General features: G+C 58.8%; 22 protein-coding genes and 1 tRNA gene. 9 read left to right on the forward strand and 14 right to left on the reverse strand.

Translation table 11 applies throughout. The features are described 5' to 3' along the window. Positions 1-66: 66 nt before the first annotated feature. The 4 genes from AADJ11_RS13570 to AADJ11_RS13585 form a co-directional block, all read right to left on the reverse strand. A complete protein-coding gene (locus AADJ11_RS13570; protein WP_341235061.1) occupies positions 67-1,254 on the reverse strand; it encodes a VWA domain-containing protein in 1,188 nt (395 codons plus the stop codon). A gap of 3 nt (positions 1,255-1,257) precedes the next feature. Continuing rightward, positions 1,258-1,431, reverse strand: coding sequence for an apolipoprotein acyltransferase (locus AADJ11_RS13575; protein WP_341235062.1), 174 nt, complete (start codon positions 1,429-1,431; stop codon positions 1,258-1,260). An 18-nt stretch (positions 1,432-1,449) separates the two neighbouring features. Continuing rightward, positions 1,450-2,811 carry a DUF2927 domain-containing protein gene (locus tag AADJ11_RS13580; protein ID WP_341235063.1) on the reverse strand — a complete coding sequence of 454 codons (1,362 nt, stop codon included), beginning with the start codon at positions 2,809-2,811 and terminating at the stop codon, positions 1,450-1,452. 313 nt (positions 2,812-3,124) lie between these two features. Then, the gene (locus tag AADJ11_RS13585) at positions 3,125-3,964 is read right to left on the reverse strand and encodes a MoxR family ATPase (RefSeq protein WP_341235064.1); all 840 of its coding nucleotides are present in this window, start codon (positions 3,962-3,964) and stop codon (positions 3,125-3,127) included. A gap of 163 nt (positions 3,965-4,127) precedes the next feature. Between AADJ11_RS13585 and dksA the strand changes: the two genes are divergently transcribed. Beyond that, the gene (gene dksA, locus AADJ11_RS13590; RefSeq protein ID WP_341235065.1) at positions 4,128-4,550 is read left to right on the forward strand and encodes an RNA polymerase-binding protein DksA; all 423 of its coding nucleotides are present in this window, start codon (positions 4,128-4,130) and stop codon (positions 4,548-4,550) included. A gap of 69 nt (positions 4,551-4,619) precedes the next feature. Beyond that, a complete protein-coding gene (locus tag AADJ11_RS13595; protein WP_341235066.1) occupies positions 4,620-5,786 on the forward strand; it encodes an FAD-dependent oxidoreductase in 1,167 nt (388 codons plus the stop codon). A gap of 3 nt (positions 5,787-5,789) precedes the next feature. Here AADJ11_RS13595 and AADJ11_RS13600 read toward each other — a convergent pair whose 3' ends face one another. Then, positions 5,790-6,839, reverse strand: coding sequence for an ornithine cyclodeaminase (locus AADJ11_RS13600; protein WP_341235067.1), 1,050 nt, complete (start codon positions 6,837-6,839; stop codon positions 5,790-5,792). A gap of 17 nt (positions 6,840-6,856) precedes the next feature. Beyond that, positions 6,857-7,777 (reverse strand): arginase, encoded by a 921-nt coding sequence (gene rocF, locus AADJ11_RS13605; protein ID WP_341235068.1) that lies wholly within the window; start codon positions 7,775-7,777, stop codon positions 6,857-6,859. A 110-nt stretch (positions 7,778-7,887) separates the two neighbouring features. On the opposite strand from rocF, the gene AADJ11_RS13610 reads away from it, so the two are divergent. After that, positions 7,888-8,331, forward strand: coding sequence for an Lrp/AsnC family transcriptional regulator (locus AADJ11_RS13610; protein WP_341235069.1), 444 nt, complete (start codon positions 7,888-7,890; stop codon positions 8,329-8,331). Here AADJ11_RS13610 and AADJ11_RS13615 read toward each other — a convergent pair. Continuing rightward, complete coding sequence (locus AADJ11_RS13615; protein WP_341235070.1) at positions 8,328-8,795, reverse strand: disulfide bond formation protein B; 468 nt, start codon at positions 8,793-8,795, stop codon at positions 8,328-8,330. The two genes, AADJ11_RS13610 and AADJ11_RS13615, sit on opposite strands and share 4 nt — an antisense overlap. Then, the gene (locus tag AADJ11_RS13620) at positions 8,795-9,373 is read right to left on the reverse strand and encodes a YqaA family protein (RefSeq protein WP_341235071.1); all 579 of its coding nucleotides are present in this window, start codon (positions 9,371-9,373) and stop codon (positions 8,795-8,797) included. The genes AADJ11_RS13615 and AADJ11_RS13620 overlap by 1 nt, the downstream gene beginning before the upstream one ends. A gap of 123 nt (positions 9,374-9,496) precedes the next feature. Here AADJ11_RS13620 and AADJ11_RS13625 point away from each other — a divergent pair. After that, positions 9,497-9,580, forward strand: a tRNA-Leu gene (locus AADJ11_RS13625). 143 nt (positions 9,581-9,723) lie between these two features. On the opposite strand, the gene AADJ11_RS13630 is transcribed toward AADJ11_RS13625, so the two are convergent. Then, positions 9,724-10,338, reverse strand: coding sequence for a nucleotidyltransferase family protein (locus AADJ11_RS13630; protein ID WP_341235072.1), 615 nt, complete (start codon positions 10,336-10,338; stop codon positions 9,724-9,726). A gap of 38 nt (positions 10,339-10,376) precedes the next feature. Then, the gene (locus tag AADJ11_RS13635) at positions 10,377-12,797 is read right to left on the reverse strand and encodes an FAD-dependent oxidoreductase (protein ID WP_341235073.1); all 2,421 of its coding nucleotides are present in this window, start codon (positions 12,795-12,797) and stop codon (positions 10,377-10,379) included. Positions 12,798-12,957: 160 nt separating this feature from the next. On the opposite strand from AADJ11_RS13635, the gene AADJ11_RS13640 reads away from it, so the two are divergent. Both AADJ11_RS13640 and AADJ11_RS13645 read left to right on the forward strand, forming a co-directional pair. Further along, positions 12,958-14,286, forward strand: coding sequence for a DUF2254 domain-containing protein (locus AADJ11_RS13640; protein WP_341235515.1), 1,329 nt, complete (start codon positions 12,958-12,960; stop codon positions 14,284-14,286). A gap of 114 nt (positions 14,287-14,400) precedes the next feature. Beyond that, the gene (locus tag AADJ11_RS13645; protein ID WP_341235074.1) at positions 14,401-16,821 is read left to right on the forward strand and encodes an FAD-dependent oxidoreductase; all 2,421 of its coding nucleotides are present in this window, start codon (positions 14,401-14,403) and stop codon (positions 16,819-16,821) included. A gap of 126 nt (positions 16,822-16,947) precedes the next feature. On the opposite strand, the gene AADJ11_RS13650 is transcribed toward AADJ11_RS13645, so the two are convergent. After that, a complete protein-coding gene (locus AADJ11_RS13650) occupies positions 16,948-18,255 on the reverse strand; it encodes an HlyC/CorC family transporter (RefSeq protein ID WP_341235075.1) in 1,308 nt (435 codons plus the stop codon). A 63-nt stretch (positions 18,256-18,318) separates the two neighbouring features. Between AADJ11_RS13650 and AADJ11_RS13655 the strand changes: the two genes are divergently transcribed. Next, positions 18,319-19,146 carry a metallophosphoesterase family protein gene (locus tag AADJ11_RS13655; RefSeq protein WP_341235076.1) on the forward strand — a complete coding sequence of 276 codons (828 nt, stop codon included), beginning with the start codon at positions 18,319-18,321 and terminating at the stop codon, positions 19,144-19,146. Here AADJ11_RS13655 and AADJ11_RS13660 read toward each other — a convergent pair. The 3 genes from AADJ11_RS13660 to AADJ11_RS13670 are packed head-to-tail and all read right to left on the reverse strand — an operon-like array spanning position 19,083 to position 21,765. Then, entirely contained in the window at positions 19,083-20,057 is a 975-nt protein-coding gene (locus AADJ11_RS13660) for a site-specific tyrosine recombinase (RefSeq protein WP_341235077.1), read from the reverse strand. The genes AADJ11_RS13655 and AADJ11_RS13660 overlap by 64 nt on opposite strands. Further along, positions 20,057-21,610, reverse strand: a complete 1,554-nt coding sequence (locus tag AADJ11_RS13665) for a hypothetical protein (RefSeq protein WP_341235078.1) — start codon at positions 21,608-21,610, stop codon at positions 20,057-20,059. The genes AADJ11_RS13660 and AADJ11_RS13665 overlap by 1 nt, the downstream gene beginning before the upstream one ends. Positions 21,611-21,615: 5 nt before the next feature. After that, on the reverse strand, positions 21,616-21,765 hold the full coding sequence (locus AADJ11_RS13670; RefSeq protein ID WP_341235079.1) for a hypothetical protein: 150 nt from the start codon (positions 21,763-21,765) through the stop codon (positions 21,616-21,618). A gap of 79 nt (positions 21,766-21,844) precedes the next feature. Between AADJ11_RS13670 and AADJ11_RS13675 the strand changes: the two genes are divergently transcribed. Together AADJ11_RS13675 and aroB are read left to right on the forward strand one after the other, a co-directional pair. Continuing rightward, a complete protein-coding gene (locus AADJ11_RS13675; protein ID WP_341235080.1) occupies positions 21,845-22,441 on the forward strand; it encodes a shikimate kinase in 597 nt (198 codons plus the stop codon). Next, entirely contained in the window at positions 22,434-23,546 is a 1,113-nt protein-coding gene (gene aroB / locus AADJ11_RS13680) for a 3-dehydroquinate synthase (protein ID WP_341235081.1), read from the forward strand. The genes AADJ11_RS13675 and aroB overlap by 8 nt, the downstream gene beginning before the upstream one ends. Positions 23,547-23,595: the final 49 nt, after the last annotated feature.

A 23,595-nucleotide genomic window follows, 5' to 3' on the forward strand; every position in this document is an offset into this window, starting at 1 on the left:
GCAAGCGCAGATGAGTATTTGTGAAAGGGTGAAGCGATGGGGTGTGGCCAGATTTCCGAGGTTAGGTTAACGGGTCAGCGCCCGCATGCCGCGGCTGAGCCCTTCGAGTGTCATGGGGACCATGGCATCCGCGCCGAATATTTCCTGCACCATTTTGATGGATTGGGTGTAGGGCCAGTATTTTTCGGGGATCGGGTTGATCCACAGGCTGCTGTTCCATTGTTCGCGGGCGCGGTCGAGCCAGACCGAGCCTGCCTCGGGGTTCCAATGTTCGCTGGCCCCGCCGGGATAGGCGATTTCATAGGGGGACATTGAGGCGTCGCCCACGAAAATGCATTTGTAATCAGGGCCGTAGGTGCGCAGCACCTCGTGGGTGGATTGCTGTTCGGACCAGCGGCGGCGGTTGTCGCGCCACACGCCCTCGTAGAGGCAGTTGTGGAAGTAGAAATATTCGAGATGTTTGAATTCGGCCTTGGCGGCGCTGAACAGTTCCTCGACGGTTTTGATATGCGGGTCCATTGATCCGCCCACATCCAAGAACAACAGTACTTTGACGGCGTTGCGGCGTTCGGGGCGGGTTTTCACATCCAGATAGCCGTGTTCGGCGGTGGCGCGGATTGTGCCGCCCAAGTCAAGCTCATCCGCGGCACCGTCGCGGGCCCAACGGCGGAGGCGTTTCAGGGCCACCTTGATGTTGCGGGTGCCCAGTTCGACGGTGTCGTCGAGGTTTTTGAACTCGCGTTTGTCCCAGACTTTCACGGCGCGCTGATGGCGCGAGCCTTCTTGGCCCACGCGCACGCCTTCGGGGTTGTAGCCGTAGGCACCAAAGGGAGAGGTGCCGGCCGTGCCGACCCATTTATTGCCGCCCTGATGACGGCCCTTTTGTTCCTCAAGCCGTTTGCGCAGGGTTTCCATGAGTTTGTCGAAACCGCCAGCGGCTTCGATCTCGGCTTTTTCCTCGGCGCTAAGATGCTTTTCAGCCATCTTTTCCAGCCAGTCCTTGGGGATATCGACCGCTTCAAGAACGTCGTCCAAGCTGATGTTTTCCAAGCCTTTAAATGATGCGGCAAAGGCTTGGTCGAACTTGTCGATATTACGTTCATCTTTGACCATGCTGACCCGCGCCAGATAGTAAAACGCATCCACGTCATAGGTCGCAAGACCAGCGGCCATCCCATCCAGAAAGGCGAGAAACTCGCGCATGGAAACGGGGACCTTGTGGCGGCGCAATTCGTCAAAGAAGGGCAGAAACATCGGTTAGACCCCGATCAGCAGACGGTCGAGGATCACCGTCAGGATCATGCCCACGACGACGAAAGCCATGGCATATCCGGCAGCGTATTGCGCAATATCTTTGCGGTTGCCTTGGCGTTTGCGGGCGGTCAATCCGCCCCAGATTGCGCCGATAAGCGCGAATAGTATTACGATCATGTCAGCCCGCTTTTCGTGTTATTTGAGCGGGTTCAGCGACGCGATTTCGCGCATCTTGGCCCGCACAGCCCAGTCAGAACCAAAGCCGTAGCGCGCCCAGCCAAGACTGTCCAGTCTCACCAGCCGTGCGTCAGCGGGGCGGTTTTCCAGCTCTAACGCTTCGGCACGCAGCAGCAAAAGCGTGCTGAGCAGGGCCGCGTTTTCACGGTGATGGGCGGTCTCAACATGCGGGCCGATGATGCGCAACGCCTCGGCACCGTTCCCTTGGGTGATGGCATAGGCCCCCAGCTGCGTGGCGACATAGGCGCGGTGCAGATCGGTGCCGGCATTGCGGGCATAGAACAAATCGGCCATTTCGTATTGTTTATGAGCCGCCTCCGGGTCGCCGTTTTGCAGGGCGCGGCCCATGGCGTAATGGGCAAAGGCGCGGCGGTGATCCTGCCAGCCGAGGCTTTGCGCGATTTTGATGGCGCTATAGGCGGCGTCTTGGCGTTGACCTGCCGACCGGCCGGGGCCAAGCGCGCCCTGAACGGCCATATTCCATTCTTGCGGGGTGCGTGTGACGTAACGTGCCTTGGTCGCGGTGCCGCGTGGATTGATGCGCGCCAGAATGCCGGGCAGGATGTTGGCGACCTGACCGCGCGACATGCCAGAGCGTAGGGCCGGATCGTAATAGGCGCGCAGCACCATCATGTCGAAACCGGTTAACACGGTGTGCACATTATCATCGTTGAACACCGAATCCGGCAGGCGGTAGAGGTCGTTCAGCGGGCCAAGGGCTTGGGCAACTTCTTCGTGCAGGCAATCGCGGACCTCTTGAGGGCTGGCATCATTGGGTAAAAAGATCGCGACATGTTCGCGCGTGGTCATCAGGGCCCAATTTGTCCGCGCGGTGCGGCGCGCTTTCTTATACTCGGCGATGCTGCTGACATTTGGGGCCACGAAACAGGCCGCTTGGGGCAATACCTGACGGATTTTGGAGCGGCTCACGGCTTCGATTGTGATGTTGGCATCGGGCGATGTGGTCGGGCGGATGTCAATCCGGGCCTCGGTGCGCAAGCGCGAGATCAGACGTGCCAGATCGGGGCCAAGGGTAGCAGGCGCTGCCCCCGTGACACGGATGGTGATCGGCCCCTCAAACCGGGTAAAGACACGCAGGTCCTTGCCGCTTTCCATGCGAAACGCCAGTTCGATGAAATCAAGTGACAGATCATTATTCGATCGGGGGGCCGCCTGCGGGTAATGGGTCGCAAAGTTTTTCATCGGGGGCAGGGACGACGCCCCAGTATCGATGGCGGCGCGGCTGACGACAGCGTTATCGTGGGCGGGGGTGCAGGCGTTAACCAGCAACATCAGCGCAAGTAGAATAACACCCCTCATGAGCGGTCACCTGAGGAAGGAGGCGTCGCTGGCCCGTGGTGATGCGCAAGAAACGCGTGCTGCACAAAATCCGTGCTTACTGCCGGCACGTCCTGCGCCGCGATCATATAAGTCATTTGCCTGTTTGCCCTTTGGAGCTGATTACAGGGTCAAAATTAACCACTAACCAGACCTTTCTAAGGACCAATGGTGTCAAAAGAGAGAGAAATGTTAACGAATACGGCATCCTTGTGACGCGCGTGTCATGCTCGCCACAAGTGTATGGGGCTGTAAGGGGCGGCGAAAACGCCGCCACCAGATTTAGGCCGCGCGGTTATTTCTGTGCGCGCGCCATAAAGGCCAGACGCTCAAACAGATGCACGTCTTGTTCGTTTTTCAGCAAGGCACCGTGCAGTTTTGGCAGCGCGTTTTTGCCGTCTTTCTTAAGGTCAGCTGCATCCATGTCTTCGGCCAGCAGCAGTTTCAGCCAATCCAGCACTTCGGATGTGGATGGTTTTTTCTTGAGGCCCTGTTGGTCGCGGATGTCATAGAATTGCGTCAACGCGGTGGTCAGCAGGTTTTCCTTGATGCCGGGGTGATGCACTTCGACGATTTTGCGCAGCGTGTCCATTTCGGGGAACTGGATGTAGTGAAAGAAGCAGCGGCGCAGGAACGCATCGGGCAGTTCTTTTTCGTTGTTTGAGGTGATGATGACGATGGGCCGGTTCACGGCTTTGATCGTTTCGCCTGTCTCGTAGACAAAGAATTCCATCTTATCGAGCTCTTGCAAAAGGTCGTTTGGAAACTCGATGTCAGCCTTGTCGATTTCGTCGATCAGCAGAACGGTTTTGCCTTCTGCCTCGAACGCCTGCCACAGCTTTCCCTTGCGAATATAATTCTTCACATCATGCACGCGTTCTTCGCCAAGTTGGCTGTCACGCAGGCGGCTGACGGCGTCATATTCATACAGGCCTTGCTGGGCGCGGGTTGTAGATTTGATGTTCCATTCAATCATAGGCAGGCCAAGGGCGTTTGACACCTGCCGCGCCAGTTCGGTTTTACCGGTGCCGGGCTCGCCTTTAACGAGCAACGGACGCTCCAGCGTGACGGCGGCGTTAACCGCAATTGTCAAATCATCCGTTGCGACGTAATCATCAGTTCCTTGGAATTTCATCTTGTTATCAACCCTTTTTGGCGCGTTATTCTGCATCCTTAAACCAATTTTCCTGTGCATTGTGTAGTGACAATCGGTGAACGCTGCGTTAGATGCCTGCATCAGGAGCGGAGTCGGGAGACTAACCTCAATGACTGGATCAAGGACCGCTATGGGGAGTGATATGAAGCAGGAAGTTTTTCTGGCAGACGGGTATACCCCTGCCGAAGACGAGCCGTTCATGAACGATCGGCAAGTAGAATATTTCAGACGCAAGTTATTAAACTGGAAAGCAGAGCTGCTGGCAGGCAGCCGCGACACAATCGAAGGTCTGCAGGATGGCACACGCAACATCCCGGACGTGAACGATCGTGCGTCAGAAGAAACAGATCGCGCGCTTGAATTGCGCACACGGGATCGGGCACGCAAGCTGGTCAGCAAGATCGACGCCGCGCTGCGCCGTATTGACGAGGGCGAGTTTGGTTATTGTTCGGTCACTGGCGATCCGATTTCGCTGAAACGTCTTGATGCGCGGCCCATCGCCACGATGAGCCTTGAGGCACAAGAACGTCACGAGCGTCGCGAAAAAGTGCATCGTGACGATTGATCTCTAGTTCGAAGTTTTAGCAAAAGCGCCGGGGTCGATTTCCGGCGCTTTTGTCGTTTAGGGGGCTAAATGGCGATCAGTAATGCAGTGGTGATCGGTGGCGGAATCGGCGGGCTGGCCACAGCGGCGTGTTTGTCACGGCGTGGCATGGCCGTTACCCTGCTGGAACAGGCCCCCGCGATCTCCGAGGTTGGCGCCGGCCTGCAAATCAGCCCCAATGGCATGGCCGTATTGCGCGCGATGGGTCTTGAGCCGCAATTGAAAGCCCGCGGTGCGGTGCGCGGCCAAGCGGTTGTGTTGCAAGACTATAAGGACGGCGCGCAGGTGGCGCGGCTTGATCTGATGCGCGGACAGGCGGATCACCCCTATCTATTCATGCACCGCGCTGACCTGATTGAGGTGCTGTTGGGGGCTGCGAAACGGGGCAATGTATCTATTGAATTGGGCGTTCAGTCAGCGGTCTGCGTGCCGAGCACTTTGCCGCAAGTCAAACTGGCGGATAATACGATTCGGCGTGCCAAGCTGATCGTTGATGCCACGGGAATTCATTCCAACACCCGCGCGGCGCTGAATGGCGCAAGCAAGCCGCGCTTTAGTGGTCAGGTGGCGTGGCGGGCGGTGGTGCCGAACGCGTTTAATCACCCGAATGAGGCACATGTCACCATGGGCCCGGGTCGTCATTTGGTCAGCTATCCCATTAGGGGCGGATCGCTGGTCAATCTTGTTGCCGTAGAAGAACGCGATGATTGGGCACCCGAGGGATGGTCCATCGCCGATGATCCGGCGAATTTACGCAAGGCGTTTCAAGGGTTTGGCGGGCGTGCCGCCGAGATGATCACCGCTGTGGATGCCTGCACGTTATGGGGTTTGCATCTGCAACCGGTCGCCGAGACGTGGCACCAAGGCGGTGTTGCGCTGGTCGGAGATGCGGCACATCCAACTTTGCCGTTCTTGGCGCAAGGGGCAAATATGGCGCTGGAGGATGCGTGGGTGCTGGCCGATTGCGTGCTGAACACGCCCGAGGATCAGGCACTGCGCCGCTATCAATCGCTGCGCAAACCACGCGCGCAAAGGGTGATTGCGGCGGCAGCGGGCAATGCAGACCGGTATCACATGACACCCGGTCTGAAACGGACCGCCGCGCACACCGGACTGCGCGTTGCCAGCAAGCTGCTGCCCGGTGCGATGATTGGCGCGTTTAACTGGCTATATCATCACGATGTGACGGCCAAATAAACCCTAGCCCGCCCGTTGCAGCATGCCGAACAGGTCGCGCGGGTCTTCGGGATCGGCCAGCAGATCAAGCGGATCAAACAACCCCGTGGTGGCAATCTGATCACGCACATAGCGCAGGGCCGAGAAATCCTCGATCGCGAAACCAACGCTGTCGAACAGGGTGATTTGCTTGTCGTCGGTGCGGCCTTGGGCCTGCCCGGTCAGGACTTGCCAGATTTCAGTCACCGGATGATCGGCGTCCAGCTGCTGAATTTCGCCCTCGATCCGGGTCTGTTCGGGGTATTCCACAAAGATGCCGGCGCGGTGCAGAATCGCAGGGGCCAGTTCGGTTTTGCCGGGGCAATCGCCGCCGATGGCATTAATGTGAACGCCCGCACCGACCATGTTGTCGGTCAGGATCGTCGCATATTGTTTGTCTGCAGTACAGGTGGTGACAATCTGCGCGCCCAACATCGCGTCCTCTGCGGTATCGCAGGACACAACCTTGATCCCTTGACCGGCAAGGTTCGCAGCACATTTCGCGGTGGCGGCGGGGTCGATATCAAACAGGCGTACCTCGTCGATGCCGACAATCGCCTTCATCGCCAATGTCTGGAATTCCGATTGCGCACCATTGCCGATCATCGCCATCACATGCGCACCTTTCGGGGCCAGCAAGCGCGCCACAACCGCCGAAGTTGCCGCGGTGCGCAGTGCCGTCAGTATCGTCATTTCCGACAGCAACACAGGATAGCCATTAGCGACATTGGCCAGCAACCCGAACGCCGTCACAGTCTGCAACCCATCGGCGGTGTTCGACGGATGCCCGTTGACGTATTTGAACCCGTACACATCCCCGTCCGAGGTTGGCATAAGCTCGATCACGCCTTTCTCGGAGTGGCTGGCGACGCGGGGCGTTTTGTCAAACAGCTCCCACCGTTTGAAATCAGCCTCGATATACTCGCCCAGGCCCACCAGCATTGGTTCAACGCCAATGTGGTGGATCAGTTTCATCATGTTGTGAACGGAGACAAAGGGGACAAGCGCCTTTTCAGAGGGGTTCAGGTTGGTCATTTTACTATCCTTCAAAATCAATAAGCGCGGGTCGGGCGGTCGAACACGCGGCGCCCAAAGGCGGATGCGGCCAGATCAACCATCAAACGCGCCGTGCGGCCGCGTTCGTCCAAGAACGGGTTCAGCTCGACCAGATCCATTGATGTGATCAACCCGCTGTCATGCAGCATTTCCATCACTAGATGGCCTTCGCGCACTGTGGCACCGCCCGGCACGGTCGTGCCTACGGCCGGGGCGACGGAGGGATCAAGGAAATCCACATCCAAGGATACATGCAGCATCCCATTCACAGCCGCGACTTTCTCAAGGAACGCATTCAGCGGCGTGGCGATACCGGTTTCGTCAATCTCGCGCATGTCGACGCGCTGGATTGTGGTCTCTTGCAGGGCGGCTCGCTCTGCCGCGTCAACCGACCGCAAACCGATGATGGCGATATTATCATGGGGCAGGGCATAGGGCAGATCGGGAAAGGCATCGAACCCCTCGCGTCCGGTCACATAGCCCAAGGGGGTTCCATGCAAATTGCCACTGTCCGTGCTTTCGGGGGTGTGAAAATCGCTATGCGCGTCCAGCCACAAAACAAACAACGGACGGTTCTGCGCCTGCGCAAAACGCATCGCGCCCAAAACGGTGCCGGATGCCAGCGCATGATCGCCACCCATAAAGATGGGGAGCCCGTCGCGAAACGCATCTTCGGCGGCATCGGCTAGGCTTTGCGTCCAGGCCACCGTTTCTTCTAGCGCGTACAGCTTGGGATGTTGGCCGGGGGTAAAGGGTGCGGGGGCCACATTACCGCGATCGGTCACGCTGTGCCCCAGATCAGTGAGTGCGGTGGCCAGACCGGCGGTGCGATAGGCATCAGGCCCCATCAAACAACCGCGGCTGCGCTTGCCGCTGTCCAACGGTGCGCCCACAAGAATGCAGTTTTGTTGTGTCATCACAAAGCCCCTCAAATTAAGTTGCATAAGACATAACTGGGTGGTCTGGATCGCCACAATGCAGTAAAGTGATCAAATTGGACAATAATTGACCATTTTGGATATATAAAATGAACATTTCGGACGAAGCCCTGATTGCCGCCCTTCGCGAGGATGCGCGGGCATCCCTGTCGGACCTGGCGGCCAAGCTGGGTATCTCGCGCACAACGCTGCGGGCGCGCATGGAACGGCTGCAATCAAGCGGTGAAATTCTGGGGTTCACCGTCGTCACGCGGTCGGATGTCCTGACCGATCCGGTGCGGGGGTTGATGATGGTCGAGATCGAGGGCCGTGGTACCGACCGCATTACCCGCACGCTTATGGGCATGACGCAGCTGCGCGCGGTTCATTCAACCAATGGACGCTGGGATGTCATCGTTGAAATCGGCACCAAAACCCTTGAGGAATTTGATGCCGTATTGGCCCGCATTCGCAAGCTGGAAGGGGTTGTGGCCAGTGAAACCAGCCTGCTGCTGAAAACGCGTAAAACGGGGCAGAGCGCGGGGGCGGCTTAGGTCCGTGCGCGCGCCGCTGCGACCCAGATTGCCAGCAAGACGACGCTGATCACCGCGTTCCAACCGGCCATGGACAGGCCCAGAAATTGCCAGACGATCTCGTCGCACATGACAAGGCCGGATGGCGCAGTGGTTGACAGCAAATCGCTGCCGCTGAGCGCGCCCAAATCCATACCACCGCCGGTACAGCTGGACGGGCCGGGCCACCATTTCCATTCAACACCCGCGTGATACACACCGATTGCGCCTGTAATGGTCACGGCCAAGGCACCCAGCCAGATCAACGCGCGTGGCGCGCCGAACAGCACAATCACCCCAAGGAATATCGCCGCAGCATGTGGCCATCTTTGCCACAGGCACATCTTGCACGGGGCCAGCCCGCCGATATGTTGAAAGCCAAACGCCCCCAAAAGCAGCGCCGCCGACCCAAGTGTCGCCAATAAAACCAATGTGTTGCGCGTCATCACAGATACCTCACCGCAAAAAAGCCGCCAAACAGAAGGACGACGGCAAGTGTAAACATAAGGGGCAGGCGACGCTCAATAAAGTCACGGATTGGTGCGCCGAATTTCCACAGCAAGGCCGCTACAATAAAGAACCGCAGCGCCCGCGCCAGAATAGATGTGACAATAAAGGTTCCCAATGGCATGGCCGTCCAGCCAGACATAATCGTGATCACCTTGTAAGGGAACGGCGTGACGCCAGCGGTCAACACCGCCCAGAACCCCATGTCGTTGAACCGGGTAGAGAACTCAGCCATTGCGTCGGCTTTGCCCAAGCTGGCCAAAATCGGTGCCCCGATTGTGTCGAACGCAAAGGCCCCGATGGCATAGCCCAACATGCCGCCCGCAACCGACGCGACCAAAGCCACGCCCGCGATCAGCCATGCGCGGCTTGGCCGGGCAAGAATCATCGGAATCATCATGATATCCGGCGGAATCGGGAACACCGAGCTTTCGATAAATGCAACAAATGCCAGCGCCCAAAGCGCGTGCGGGTGGTTCGCAAGGCTCAGCACCCAGTCATATAGGCGTCGGATCATAGGGTCTTCTCCGCTGGAGTGACTTTGTTTTATTGGCAACACCACGACTATGCCGCGTGGTCAAGGAAAACCCGTAAATTTGCCCTTGCCGACCCGCGCGTTGCACGTTATCAGCCCCTCAGTGCCCGAGTGGCGGAATGGTAGACGCAGGGGATTCAAAATCCCCCGCCGCGAGGCGTGCCGGTTCGAGTCCGGCCTTGGGTACCACCTTGCTTTTGCAAGGCTTTCCGTAAAAAACTGATAATGATGATCGGTGAAAACCTTGTTTTCGCCGGTAGCATTGTCTTTTTTGGTGGTGGGTTGTTGATGTCGCGGACAGCCACAAAGCCCTGCTTTTCATGACCCAAACGCTATCTATCCGGGTTCTCGCGCCGCCAAGCCTCCCAAGCTTGGGGCGTGTCCAGATCGCGACGGGCGTGTTGGCTGGGCAGGGGAACAAGCTGCGTTTGGTCCTGCGCCGCAGCGACGATATCGCGGCCCCCACTGTCGCCGGTCAGTTTGGCAAACGCCGCAAAATACGTGGCCGCAAAGATGATGGGGTGGCCCGGTTTACCGTCTTCTGTAGCACCGCGCCAAATCGACATATTTGACGCCAGATCAACAGCTCTCAAACATGTTATCAGGTCCTCTGTCGTCAGATCAGGCAGGTCGGCAAGCAGTAGCATTGTAGCCGTGGTGTCCGGCGGCAAAGCGGCAACACCGCGCCTGAGCGAGGCATTCATTCCTTCGCCCGCATCAGGAACGGGGATCACTGTCACATCCAGATCGTCAATCACGTCATAGCGCGGGTGCGGTCCCAGCGGGAGCGTCACAAACACCGGCCCCGCCTTGGCGGCCAGCGCCACCAGCGCCTGACGTCGCAGCAAGGGGATGCCATCAACGACCTCAAGCAGCTTGTCGCGCCCGCCCATACGCGAGGACTGACCCGCAGCAAGCAGGATGATCGGGATGTTGGATGTGCTCATGTTCTATCGTTAACGGGATTTCGCGGCGTGGTTAAGCCCTAGCCGCGCATGCGGGTGCCGTCGGCGTCAAACAGCGGCGTGGTGATTAATCGGGCAGGGCACATCTTGCCCAAAATCTCGATCTCGACCATCAGCCCCTCGCGTTTGCTGCCCGTGGGGACAAAGCCCAGCGCGATGGATTTGCGCGCAAAATGTGAATATCCTCCCGAGGTGCAAAACCCTACCACATGACCGTCATGCCAGATCGGCTCGTAGCCATGCACATCCGCGTCGATGCTATCAACCTCAAAGGCGCAAAGCGTGCGATCCGGCCCTTTATCCCGTTCGGCCTCGGCGGCGGATCGTCCAATGAAATCAATGTCCTTCTTGAACTTGATAAACCGGTCCAGACCCGTTTCAGCGGCGGTGTAATCAGGTGAAAACTCGGACATCCAACTGCCGAAAAACTTGTCCAAGCGCAGCGACATCATTGCGCGCATTCCGAACGGCACCATGTCAAAGGCGCGGCCAGCCTCCCACAGGGTCGTCCAAAGGCTGCGTTGATCCATCGGATCGCAGTAAATCTCGAACCCCAGATCGCCGGTGTAGCTGACGCGCTGCACCAGACAATTCACCATGCCAACGGTCATTTCGCGCACATCCATGAATTTGATGTCGCTCACATCCGAGCGGGTGCAGGCCTGCAACAGCTTGGCCGCGTTTGGCCCCGCAATCTGGAAACCGTTGCGGCTGTCCGATATGTTCTTAACTTCAACTTCTACTTTGGCATCGCCGCTCAGATGCTGGGTAAACCAGCGCATATGATAGGCCTGCGCGCCGTAAGATGCGGTCAGTTGATAGGTTTCATCGCCTAGACAGGAGACGGTAAAGTCGCCGATCAACTTGCCGTTTTCAGACAGCATCGGGGTCAATGACATGCGCCCTGTCTTGGGGATGCGCCCGGCCATGATCCGGTCAAGCCATGCCCGGGCATTAGGCCCTGTGACCAGATATTTGCCGAAATTTTGCACCTCATTGATGCCCACACTGGTGCGGACGGCAGTAACCTCGCGCGCGACGGCGCTGAAGGCGTCGGAACGGCGGAAGGATGGGGTCTCGAATGTCGGCTCGTCCCCTTGGGCAAAGTAGTTGGCGACCTCAAGACCATATTGCTGGCCCCAAACCGCGCCTAAACCGCTGAAAATATCATACATCGGGGTCGTGCGATGCGGACGCGCGGCGGGCAGTTCCTCGTTCGGATAGGAGACCGAGAACCGTTTTTGGTAGTTTTCGATCACTTTGGGCAGGGTATAGCCGGGGCTGATCCAGTCGCCGAACCGCGCCACATCCATCGCCATCACGTCGCGTTCCGGCTCGCCCTCGATCATCCATTGCGCCAGCATCAACCCCACGCCACCGCCCTGAGAGAACCCAGCCATGACCCCGCAGGCCGACCAATAGTTCCGCACGCCCGGCACAGGGCCGACCAGCGGGTTGCCGTCGGGGGCAAAGGTAAACGGCCCGTGGATCACGGATTTCACCCCGGCAGTGGCCAGTACGGGGAAACGTTTATACGCGAAATCAATGCTTTGTTCGATTTTGTCAAAGTCATCGGGGAGCAGTTCATGCCCGAAACCCCAAGGCGTGCCATCCACCGCCCATGGCCGCGCGGATTGCTCATAGAATCCGATGCACAACCCACGCCCTTCCTGGCGCAGATAGCTTTCTCCGGCGGGGTCCATCACATGGGGGTGCTCGGCGTCACGCTCGTAAATCTGGGGGATGTCATCGGTGACGATATATTGGTGCTCCATCGGGTGAAGCGGCAGATACACGCCTGCCATGGCCCCAACCTCGCGCGCCCAAAGCCCGCCTGCATTGATCAGATGTTCGGTGTGGATCGTCCCTTTGTCGGTCACCACATCCCATGTGCCATCCGCCCGCTGGTTGGTTTCGCGCACCATGCAATGGGTTTCAATCGTGGCACCGCCCATGCGCGCCGCCTTGGCATAGGCGTGGGTGGTGCCGGAGGGGTCAAGATGGCCATCCAGCGGGTCATACAATCCACCGATAATGCCATCCAGATTGGTGATCGGCGCGATTTTGGCGATTTCCTCTGGTCCGACAATCTCGGTATCCAGCCCCATGAAACGGTGCTTGGCCCGTTCCGCCAACATCATGTCAAAGCGTTCCGGCGTATCGGCAAGGGTCACACCGCCGACGTGGTGCAAGCCGCATGACATGCCGGTGATCTCTTCCAGCTCTTTATACAGACGGATGGTATAGCCCTGCAACGCCGCCATATTCGTATCGCCGTTCAGCGTGTGAAACCCGCCCGCCGCGTGCCACGTACTGCCCGACGTCAATTCAGACCGTTCCACCAGCATGACGTCTTTCCAGCCCAGCTTGGTCAGGTGATAAAGTACCGACGCGCCAACGACGCCGCCCCCAATAACAAGCGCACGGGTGGTGGTTTTCATCTGGGCTCTCCCTCCGGTGGGTATAGGGGATCGTTGCAAGGGGGCAGATGCGTGGCATGCTGGCCAGCGACATTTGATGTCGGGTTTTGACCACGTGCGCGACATGGGTCGGGCAAAGCATCGCTGGACAAGGCACCGCGCCGCATTAGATATGGGTGCTATGGATATTGACATGCTGAACCCATCGACCCTGATCCGCAAAGCGGGCTATCTAAGCAGGCAATTGTCGGTGCGGGTGGTGATCATGGGGCTGCTTGCCGTGGTTGCCGTTGGCCTAAGCTCGGTGATTGAGCACTGGATTCCAGAGGAGCTGGCCTCAACACTGACCGGTGCGGCGGCAGATCGGTTGCTGTCCATCATCGCCAACGCCATGTTGGCGGTCACCACCTTTTCGCTTAGCGTGATGGTCACGGTGTACCGAAGTACGTCCACCCAATGGACCCCGCGCGTGCACCGTTTGATCATTCAGGATCAGACCACGCAAAATACGCTGGCTGTGTTCATCGGTGCCTATGTCTATGCGCTGATTGCGATTATCATGCGTGAACTGGGCGTGTTCGACGACAAAAGCGCCTTTGTCCTATTTATCACGACCGTGCTGGTTCTGGTGCTGATCGTGTTCTATCTGATCCGCTGGGTGCTGCATTTGCAAAGCTTTGGCAGCCTGATCGACACATCCCGCCAAGTCGAAGATGAAACCAGCCAGATGTTCCGCGACAGGCTGGCCAACCCCTGCCTAGGGGCCAACCCGCTGGTCGATCCCATCCCCGACAGCGCCGAGGTTATTCGCGCAAGCGAAAGCGGCTATATCCAGCATATCTATCCAGAAGCGCTTGACGAGATTGCCAAAAACCATGGCGTCCACATCTATATGGTGCGCAATATCGGGAGCTTTGTGTTCATGAACGAACCCTTGGTCAAGATTGATCAGGTGGGCGACGCCGTGGACGACGACCATACCGACGAAACCCTGCGCAAGGGGATCCAGCAGGCCATAATCTTGGGCGATGTGCGGACATTCGACCAAGACCCACGTTTCGGATTGATCGTGATGGGAGAGGTCGCCTCGAAAGCGCTGTCGCCGGGGGTGAATGATCCGGGTACGGCGATTGACGTGATCCACCGCATTGGCCGTATTCTGACCGATTACGAAGACGAGGTCAGCCGGGACCGCGACGAAGTTCTAGACAGCATTTTTGTCGAACCGATTGATCCGACTGATTTGATACAGGACGCGTTCGGGGCCTTGGCCCGCGATGGCGTGGCGGTGGTTGAGGTGCAGCAATGCTTGCAATCGACTTTGGCCGGGCTGATGCGCCACCCTGATGATGGTCTGCGCACAGCCGCGCGCGCCGCCGCCGAACGGCATCTGTTCCGTGCCCTGACCAAGATTAATTTCACCCCTGATCGGGATCAGCTGCTGAAAAGTGCTGCGAAAGACGTGCGTGAACATGTTACCGCTGAACTCGATAGCGCGCAGAACGACTAGGCGCATTCCGAGCACCTGTCTTGGTGGCGACCGGTTTTGTCGGTTTTGGGCAACCCGCTCCGCGCCGCGCGGGTCAGTCTGAGGGGGACGGAACAGCAAAACGGAAATATGATCATGCGCAGCCACGCATCGGCAGTTGTCATCGGGGGCGGCGTCATTGGCTGCTCGATCCTCTATCATCTGACCAAATTGGGCTGGACCGATGTTGTGCTGCTGGAGCGGTCAGAGCTGACATCGGGCAGCACATGGCATGCCGCTGCGAATATCCACGGGCTGCACGATAACAACAACATCACCCGCATCCAGAATTACACGATGGGTCTGTATAATGCGCTTGAGGCCGAAACGGGCCAATCTTGCGGGGTCTTTCAACCCGGTAGCCTGTATCTGGCCCAGACCGAAGCCCGCGAACACCAGCTGCGCTTGCAAGCGGCCAAGGCAAAATACTATAGCCTGAATTTTCACGAGGTGAGCCGGGACGAGGCCGAACGCCTGCACCCGCTGGTCAATTTCGATGGAATCCGCTGCATCATGTTCGAAGCATCAGGTGGCAATGTGGATCCGTCCGGTGTGACTAACGCCTATGCCGCAGGCGCACGGCAGAACGGGGCCGAGATCATCCGCTTTTGCCCGGTTACAGGGACGGAACAACAGCCTGACGGGACGTGGATCGTCCGCACGGAAAAGGGCGATATCGCAACACAGTGGATCGTGAACGCCGCAGGGCTGTGGGGCCGCGAAGTCGCCGCAATGGCGGAGCTGACCCTGCCGCTGCAACCGACCGAGCATCAGTATTTCGTGACCGAAACCATCCCCGAGATCGCAGGCCTTGATCGACGCCTGCCATCGGTCGCCGACCGCGACGGCGAATATTACCTGCGCCAAGAAGGCAAAGGCCTGCTGGTCGGGGCCTATGAGAAGGACCTGCGGTTCTGGGCCGAAGATGGCACGCCGCAAGGGTTCGGGCATGAGCTGTTTGCCGATGATCTGGAGCGGATCGAGCCCAACATGATGCGCGCCATCGACCGTGTGCCCGCAGTTGGCACTGCTGGGATCAAGCGGGTGATTAACGGGCCGATGATCTGGTCACCAGATGCCAATGTGCTGTTCGGTCCTGTGCCGGAACTGCGCAACTATTTCTGCTGTAACGGCATCATTCCGGGGTTTTCACAATCGGGCGGCATGGGGTTGCTGGCCGCAGATTGGATCGTCACAGGCGAGCCGCGCTATGACATGTTCGCCTGGGATGTGGCGCGGTTCGGCGACTGGGCCGATGCCGCATTCACCAAGGCGCGGGTGGGCGATCAATATGCCAACCGCTTCAAGATCCACTTCCCGAACGAAGAACGCGCCGCCGGTCGCCCCGTGCGCACGCGGCCCGTTTACGAGGTGCAAAAACAGATGGGCGCTGTGTTCGGCCTGAACTATGGGTGGGAGCATCCTTTGTGGTTCGCCGACACCCCCGGCACCGTCGATACTGATGGGTTTACGCGACAGAATTGGTGGGGGCCCGTGGGCGATGAATGCCGGATGCTGCGGGAAAACGCGGGGATCATCGATATCTCGAACTTTGCGAAATACCGCTGTGCGGGACCGGGCGCGGAAAGCTGGCTGAACAGCCTTTTCGCCAACAGGATGCCAACGGCTGTGGGACGGTCTTGCCTGACGCCGCTGATTGGTGTGCGTGGCGGGATCGCGGGCGATTTCACCGTCACGCGTCTGGCCGAGGATGAATTCTGGATCATCGGGTCGGGAATGGCGGAACGCTATCACCAGCGATTCTTTAACGCGGTGCCGCTGCCCGAAGGAACTGTATTCGAGAGCAAAACCGTTGAGATGTGCGGGTTCAATGTTGCGGGGCCAAAATCACGTGAGATGTTGCAGGGGTTGACGAATGCATCGCTGGAAACGGCAGATTTCCCGTTCATGCGGTCGAAATGGATGGAGGTTGCAGGCATTCGCGTGTTGGCGCTGCGGGTGTCCTTTACCGGCGATTTGGGATGGGAATTGCATTGCGCCGCTGGCGATCAAATCACGCTTTATGAGGCGCTGATTGCCGCAGGGCGCGATGTCGGGGCTGGCCCTGTCGGGTCGCGCGCGCTGATGTCGCTGCGCATCGAAAAGGGATACGGATCGTGGGGCCGTGAATACAGCCCTGAATATTGGCCGCAAGAGGTGGGTCTGGACCGTCTATGCAAGCTGGACAAAGAGTTCTTGAATAAGCCCGCGCTATTGGACGTTTTGCAAAAGCCCGCCCGCGAGCGGTTGGTGGTCTTGGCGCTGGATGCGGAGGCGACGGATGCATCGAACGCGGATGCCACGGGTGGGGAGCCGATATTCAAGGACGGTGTCGGTGTCGGGCGCGTGACCTCGGGTGCTTATGGATATGCTGTCGGGCAATCGCTGGCGCTTGGCTTTGTAAAGGATGTGAAAGCCGGGGAAAGGGTGGATGTTATGGTGCTGGGTGTGCCCCATGGCGCTGTCGTGCTGGAACAGGCGCCGTTTGATCCCCAAGGTGAACGGCTGCGCGGTTAACCTTGCCATAGCAATAGGGATTGCGACGGGTAATCCCGTCGCCAGATTGGGGGCCAGCCCATTGTTTTTTATTACTGGGGGCCAGTCCCCAAGACCCCCGGGATATTTTAGAGCCAGAGAAGGGGGTTAGAGGGGGCGGATTTTGAATTGGGTGATGCGGTTGCCGTCGCGGGCTGTGACCTCGAACCTGAAACCGTGGAACACAAAGACCTGACCGGGGGTCGGGATCATTTGGGCCTCGTGGATCACCAGACCGGCGACGGTGTTGGCCTCGTCATCGGGCAGGTTCCAATCGGTGGCGCGGTTGATGTCGCGGATGGTCATCGCCCCATCGACGAAATACTGGCCGTCTTCGGCCTTGGTCACGCCCATGTCCGCCTCGGCGTCGAATTCATCGGTAATCTCGCCGACGATTTCTTCGAGGATGTCTTCGAGCGTGATGAGACCCTGCAAGGAGCCGTATTCATCCACCACCAAGGCAAAATGGGTGCGGCGGCGCAGGAACTGGCGCATCTGTTCGTCAAGGGTCGAGGTTTCAGGCACGAAATAGGGTTTCATCGCCACATCGGTGATGTTGAAATCCTTGAACGGTTCGGCGTCGCCTTGGGCGTCGGTGATGCGCTTGTACATGGCGCGCAGCAGGTCCTTGGCATGAATGACGCCCACGATGTTCTCAGGGTCATCGCGGTAGACGGGCAGGCGGGTGTGATTGGATTCCAAACACTGCTCGAGAATCTTTTCAGGTTCCAGCCGCCCATCGATCATCTCGATGCCCGAGCGGTGAAGCATGACCTCTTCCACCACACGTTCGCGCAGGTCCAACGCCCCCAAGATGCGGTCGCGGTCTTCTTTTTCGACGACACCTTCGGAATGGCCAAGTTGCAAGGCTCCGGCGATTTCCTCGCGGACGGCAAGGATGTTACTGTCGGGGTCGATGGTGACACCGAAGAGACGCAGCATTCCACGTACTAGAAAGCGGACGGCGCTTACCATCGGGCTAAAGATCAGCACTACCAGCGAGATCGGGCGCGACACCAGGCCAGCGGCCCGTTCGGCGTTGGTGATCGCATAGGTTTTCGGCAGCACCTCGGCAAAGATGAGCACCAGAAACGTCATAACCAAGGTGGCCAGGGCGACACCGGATTCGCCGAACAATCGCGTGAACAGCGCCGTTGCAAGCGAGGCCGCGAGAATATTCACCAGATTGTTGCCCAGCAGGACGGAGCCGATCAGCCGTTCGTTATCTTCGGTGATCACAAGCGCACGCTGCGCGCCCCGCGAGCCCTTGTCAGCCTGCGCGCGCAGCTTGCCGCGTGACGCCGCCGTCAACGCCGTTTCCGAGCCCGAGAAAAAACCCGAGAGGATAAGAAGAAAAAGAATGATACCGATGCTGATCCAGAACGCGCTGTCTAGCATTGCGGGGGCCGTGTCCATTTGCGAATATACCTTTTGCGGTTGCTGTTACGTTATGGGCGCGCGGGCGGTTTCATTCAAGGGATGAGCATTGTGAAGCATCAAGATTTAGGCGTGCTGGCGGGCCCTGTGTTGCTGTTTGGTGGCCCATATTCGAACTTACAGGCGTTTGAGGGGTTGATGGCGGCGGCGCAGGGTTTGGACATTCCCGCAAGCCGGATGATCTGCACAGGCGATGTGGTGGCCTATTGCGGGGACCCATCTGCCACCGTTGATGCGGTGCGGCAGGCGGCGATCGCCTTGGTTGCTGGCAACTGTGAAAAGCAGCTGGCGGCGCATGCGCTGGATTGCGGTTGCGGGTTTGATGCGGGCACCACCTGCGATCTGTTGTCGGTGGGCTGGTACAATGTTGCGAATGCGCAGGTCATCCAAAGCCAGCGGGATTGGATGGGGGACGCGCCCGATATCATCAGCTTTACCCACGATGGCAAACGCTTTGCCGTGATCCATGGCGGTATCACAGATATTGCGCGGTTCATTTGGCCGACCTCTGCGGGGCATGTTTTTGAGGAAGAATGGAACGCCGTCGAGGCCGCGATTGGGCCAGTTGACGGGATCGTTGCGGGGCATAGCGGGATACCGTTTGCGCGCGATTGTGCCAAGGGCCGTTGGATCAATGCGGGCGTGATCGGCATGCCGCCCCATAACGGTGGGCAACAAACACGGTTTGCGGTGCTGGATCATGGGCAGGTGACGTTTCACACGCTTGACTATGACGTGGACGGTGCTGTTCGCGCGATGGTGCAGGCAGGGTTAACCCAAGGCTATCACGAGGCGTTGCGCAGCGGTTATTGGCCGTCAGAGGATGTGTTGCCACCGGAGTTGCGGCGGTCAGCCTTGGCCAGCGGGTGATTTTCGAGCACCAACTCGGTCAGGCGCGCCTCAAGAACATGGGTGTAAATTTCGGTCGTGGCGACGTCGGCGTGGCCCAGCATCGTCTGGATCGACCGCAGATCGGCACCGTTCGCCAATAGATGGGTTGCGAATGCGTGGCGCAAGGTGTGTGGCGTGACCTTGGACGGATCGACGCCAGCAGCGACCGAAAACTCCTTGATCATCAGATAGAACCGATGGCGGGTCAGATAGCCGGATGCGCCGCGCGAGGGGAATAAGAACCGCGAGGGTGGTTGCTTTTTCTCGTTGGCGGCAGCGTCGATTTTGTCGCGTTCAATCAGCCAGTCGTGCAAGGCCTGACGGGCAGGGGGCGACAGCGGGACCAGACGTTCCTTGCCACCTTTGCCCATGATCAACAGCAGCCGTGGATCGCCACGGGTCGCACTGATCGGCAGGCTGACCAGCTCGCTCACGCGCATGCCTGTGGCGTATAACAGCTCCATCAGGCAGGTATTGCGCAGTTGATCCTGCATGTTGCGGCCGGAGTTTCGGGCGGCGTCGAGCAGGCGGTCCACCTCGTCTTCGGTCAACACCTTTGGCAGGCGCTTGTCCTGACCGGGGCCGGTGATTTGGATCGCCGGATTATCCGTGCGCAACCCTTCCTCGAAAGCAAAGCGGTAGAGTTGTTTGACCGCCGACAGCCGCCGCGCGCGGGTCGATTTGGCAAGCCCCTGCGCGTCGCACCAGACCAGATAGCTTTCGACATCCGCGCGTCCGGCGCTGTCGAAATCAAGGTTTCTGCGGGCAAGAAAACTGTCAAAATCCTTGAGGTCGCGGCCATAGGCCAACAGCGTGTTCGTGGCGGCGCCCAGCTCGGCAGCTTGGGCCTCAAGAAAGGTGGAAATCCAATGGAATGTTGCGCTCTGCATCAGCTACGCTCCAGCAAAAGAACTTGCAGGGCCGCGCGTCTTGCGATGTCTTCCATACCCAATGCGCGCAAGGTAGACAGCGCGTCCCGCAAGGCCGCAGTATCACCGTTTGCACCGTCTTCAAGCAGGGCGATTGTTGCAAGGATCGACATGCCCAGCTTTCCGTTTTGCGCCTCTGTGATTAGCGTCGCCCGTGGTGACGGGGTGGTGAAAGCGCTGGCGATGGCGTCGGCGTGGCGCATGTCCGGGATCGATTCTGGCGCCGCACCCGTCGCGATAGCGGCTAGAAAAGCAGCCTCAGTGTTTTGATCATCCACCGACCCGACTGATTCATAGATCGGGGATAATAACGAAATCCGGTCCCGCAACGCGGCGGCGGCACCCTCCAGCGGGACGGCTTGCAGTGGCTCGGCAAACAATGTGGCAAAGCTTACTTCAAGCTCGGCTTCTTGCATCGCGGTCCAAGCGGGGCGCAGCGTTTTGGCCACGGCCTCGGCACTGCCGGTGCTTAGCGCCGTATCAAAGCGTTGGAGTGCTGCGACGCGATCCCAGATGCCACCGGATGCAGCGGGCGCGCGGTCAGAATAAATGCCCAAGAACCGATTGTCGGGCAGAGCACCCAGACGGGTCAACCGCTCTGCCGCTTCTAGCTGGGCCTTCCATCCGGCCACATCGCGCAGGTCCACCACGGCAAAGGCAGGGGGCAAGGATCGTGTCTGGGGGCGCTCGCCAATCGCTTCAAATAGACGAAACCCCATGGCATCCATCGTGCGCGGCATGGGAAGGCCGGGTTCCCCTTCGAATAGGTCCGGATTTAGAAATCTGTCCAATAACGCCAGCCGTTCAGGGGGCAGCAGTTGCAAGGCTTGCGCCGATCCGAATGTTAACGCAGCCGTATCCCAATTGCCCGCCCGCGCCGCACAGAAGATGCGCACGCTATAATCGCTTGTCAGATAAGGCTTTTGCGTCAGCAGGGCGCAGGCGCGGTCCTCGGTCCCGACCAGCAGGCTGACCTGCATCCACAGGGCAAAATGATCGGACGATGTGGCAACACCGGCCTGCTCAATTAACGACAGGGCCGGATCAACGGCACCATTATCGACCAGCGCTTGGACACGGGCCAAGGCCAGCGCGTCACCTTCGGCGGCGCGGCCCGCAGGCGCAGTCGCCTCGGCCAGCAACAGCCGGTAAAACAGGGCCCGCGCCGCCGGTAAATGCAGATCCGGCATGTGATCCAGCCAGTCGGTAATGTCGCTGACGGTGCTGGCCGACCACAGATCCTGCGGCAAACCAGTGACCTTGGCGGGAACAAGACCAATCGCGCGCGGGCTGCCTTCGCCCAGGACTGTCACGGTGACCTTGGGCGGCAGGGCGGTTTGGGCCACGGGGGCTTCGCCAGGGGCCATCTGGCCTTTTGGTTTGCGCGGGGTGGTTTTGGGTTGCTCGCCCAGCCAGTCGATCACCGACAAAGGGCCGGTATCGACCGAAGGAGCCTGCGCCATGACGGATGCGGGCCAGCACAGCAGACAAAACGCAAAAATTTGCCGCGTCATCGATGTCACTGCGTCGGCAATTGTACAGGTTCGCGCACTTCGACCTGATCCGGTGCAAAGTCGGCCCCGAAAAACGGCCCGACATATGCATAAACCGCTAAACTGAATAATCCGAAAACGAAAAGGAATATCAACAACTTAATAAGTTTACCCATGATGCCTGCCTGCTTTCTTTTGAACATTTTGGACAACTATATATGGCCTTTTCGCTAAGATCACGTCATTCAAAGACAAATGAACGAATTTGAGCAAACCCCAGCCGATCCGGCCCCAAAACGCCCCCGGTACCACCTGAAGAAATCGGTCGTGCTGGTCGGGATGATGGGTGCGGGGAAAACGGCAGTGGGCCGTGCATTGGCGGTCAAACTGGGCGTGCCATTTCTGGACAGCGACCACGAGATCGAGGCCGCGGCCAACCTGACGGTGCCGGAAATATTCGAACGCGACGGCGAGCCGTTTTTCCGTAAACGCGAAACCGAAGTGATTGCCCGCCTGTTGGAAGAAGAACCCGGTATCCTGTCCACCGGCGGCGGCGCGTTTTTGGCAGAAATTAACCGCGATCTTATTTCAGCCAAGGGGGTCTCGGTCTGGCTTGAGGCTGATATCGACCTGATCTGGAACCGCGTCAGACATCGAAACACGCGGCCGTTGCTGCGCACCAGTAACCCGCGCAAGACCCTCGAAGAGCTTTTCGAGGCGCGGGTGCCGATCTATAAACTGGCAAATCTTTCAACGACTTCCAAGCCGAGCCTGTCGATTGATAAAATGGCAAACCGGGTGATTGATACATTGTTAACGCGCCCCGACGTACTGGAGAGAAGTGATGCGTAAAACTGTACATGTGGGCCTGCCAGGCCGTGAATATGACATCCATATCGGGCCGGGCCTTTTGGCCGAGGCGGGCAAATATATCGCGCCGTTTCTGCCGCGCCCTCGGGTTGTGGTGATCAGCGATGAAACAGTCGCCGCCCTGCATCTGGAAAGCCTGCGCGCCGGATTGGCCGCAGATGGCATAACGCTGGAATCCCTTAGCCTGCCGCCCGGCGAGGCGACGAAATGCTGGGCGCAGCTGACCCATTGCGTGGATTGGTTGCTGGATCAAAATGTCGAACGCAATGACGTTGTTATCGCTTTGGGTGGTGGCGTGATTGGGGATTTGGTTGGCTTTGCCGCTGCAATTTTGCGCAGGGGTGTTCGGTTTGTGCAAATCCCGACATCGTTGCTGGCACAAGTCGACAGTTCGGTCGGTGGCAAGACCGGGATCAATGTCGCGCAGGGCAAGAACCTTGTGGGGGCTTTTCATCAGCCCACATTGGTTTTGGCCGACACGGACACGCTGGGCACGCTTGAGCCCCGCGATTTTCTGGCGGGTTATGGCGAGGTCGTGAAATACGGGATGCTGGGGGATGCCGCGTTCTTTGACTGGCTGGAAACCCAAGGTCCGGCACTGGCCGCTGGCGATATGGAGGCCCGGATCGAGGCGGTGCGCCGGTCGGTGCAGATGAAGGCCGACATCGTCATGCGGGACGAGACGGAGCAGGGCGAACGTGCGCTGCTGAACCTTGGCCACACATTCGGCCACGCGTTAGAGGCCGCGACGCAGTATTCCAGCCGGTTGCTGCATGGCGAGGGCGTTGCCATCGGTTGCGCCTTGGCGTTTGAGCTATCTTCGCGTCTGGGCCTGTGTTCGCAAGAAGACCCAAGCCGCGTGCGGGCGCATCTTAAGACGATGGGGATGAAGACCGACCTGCGCGACATCGAGGGTGATTTGCCGGATGCCGATGGATTGTTGGAGCTGATGGGCCAAGACAAAAAGGTTGTCAGCGGTGAATTACGCTTTGTCCTTGCGCGCAGCATTGGCGAGGCCTTCGTGACCGGTGATGTGCCGCGTGACACAGTGCGGCAAGTGCTGGTTGACGCGCTTGCCCAGCGTTAAACGGGGCATGCGGGCGGTAGGTCCGCTATCACTGTAGAGTTCCAAAATG

Origin of the sequence: uncultured Sulfitobacter sp., assembly GCF_964021855.1 — a bacterium.
Classification (GTDB): domain Bacteria; phylum Pseudomonadota; class Alphaproteobacteria; order Rhodobacterales; family Rhodobacteraceae; genus Sulfitobacter.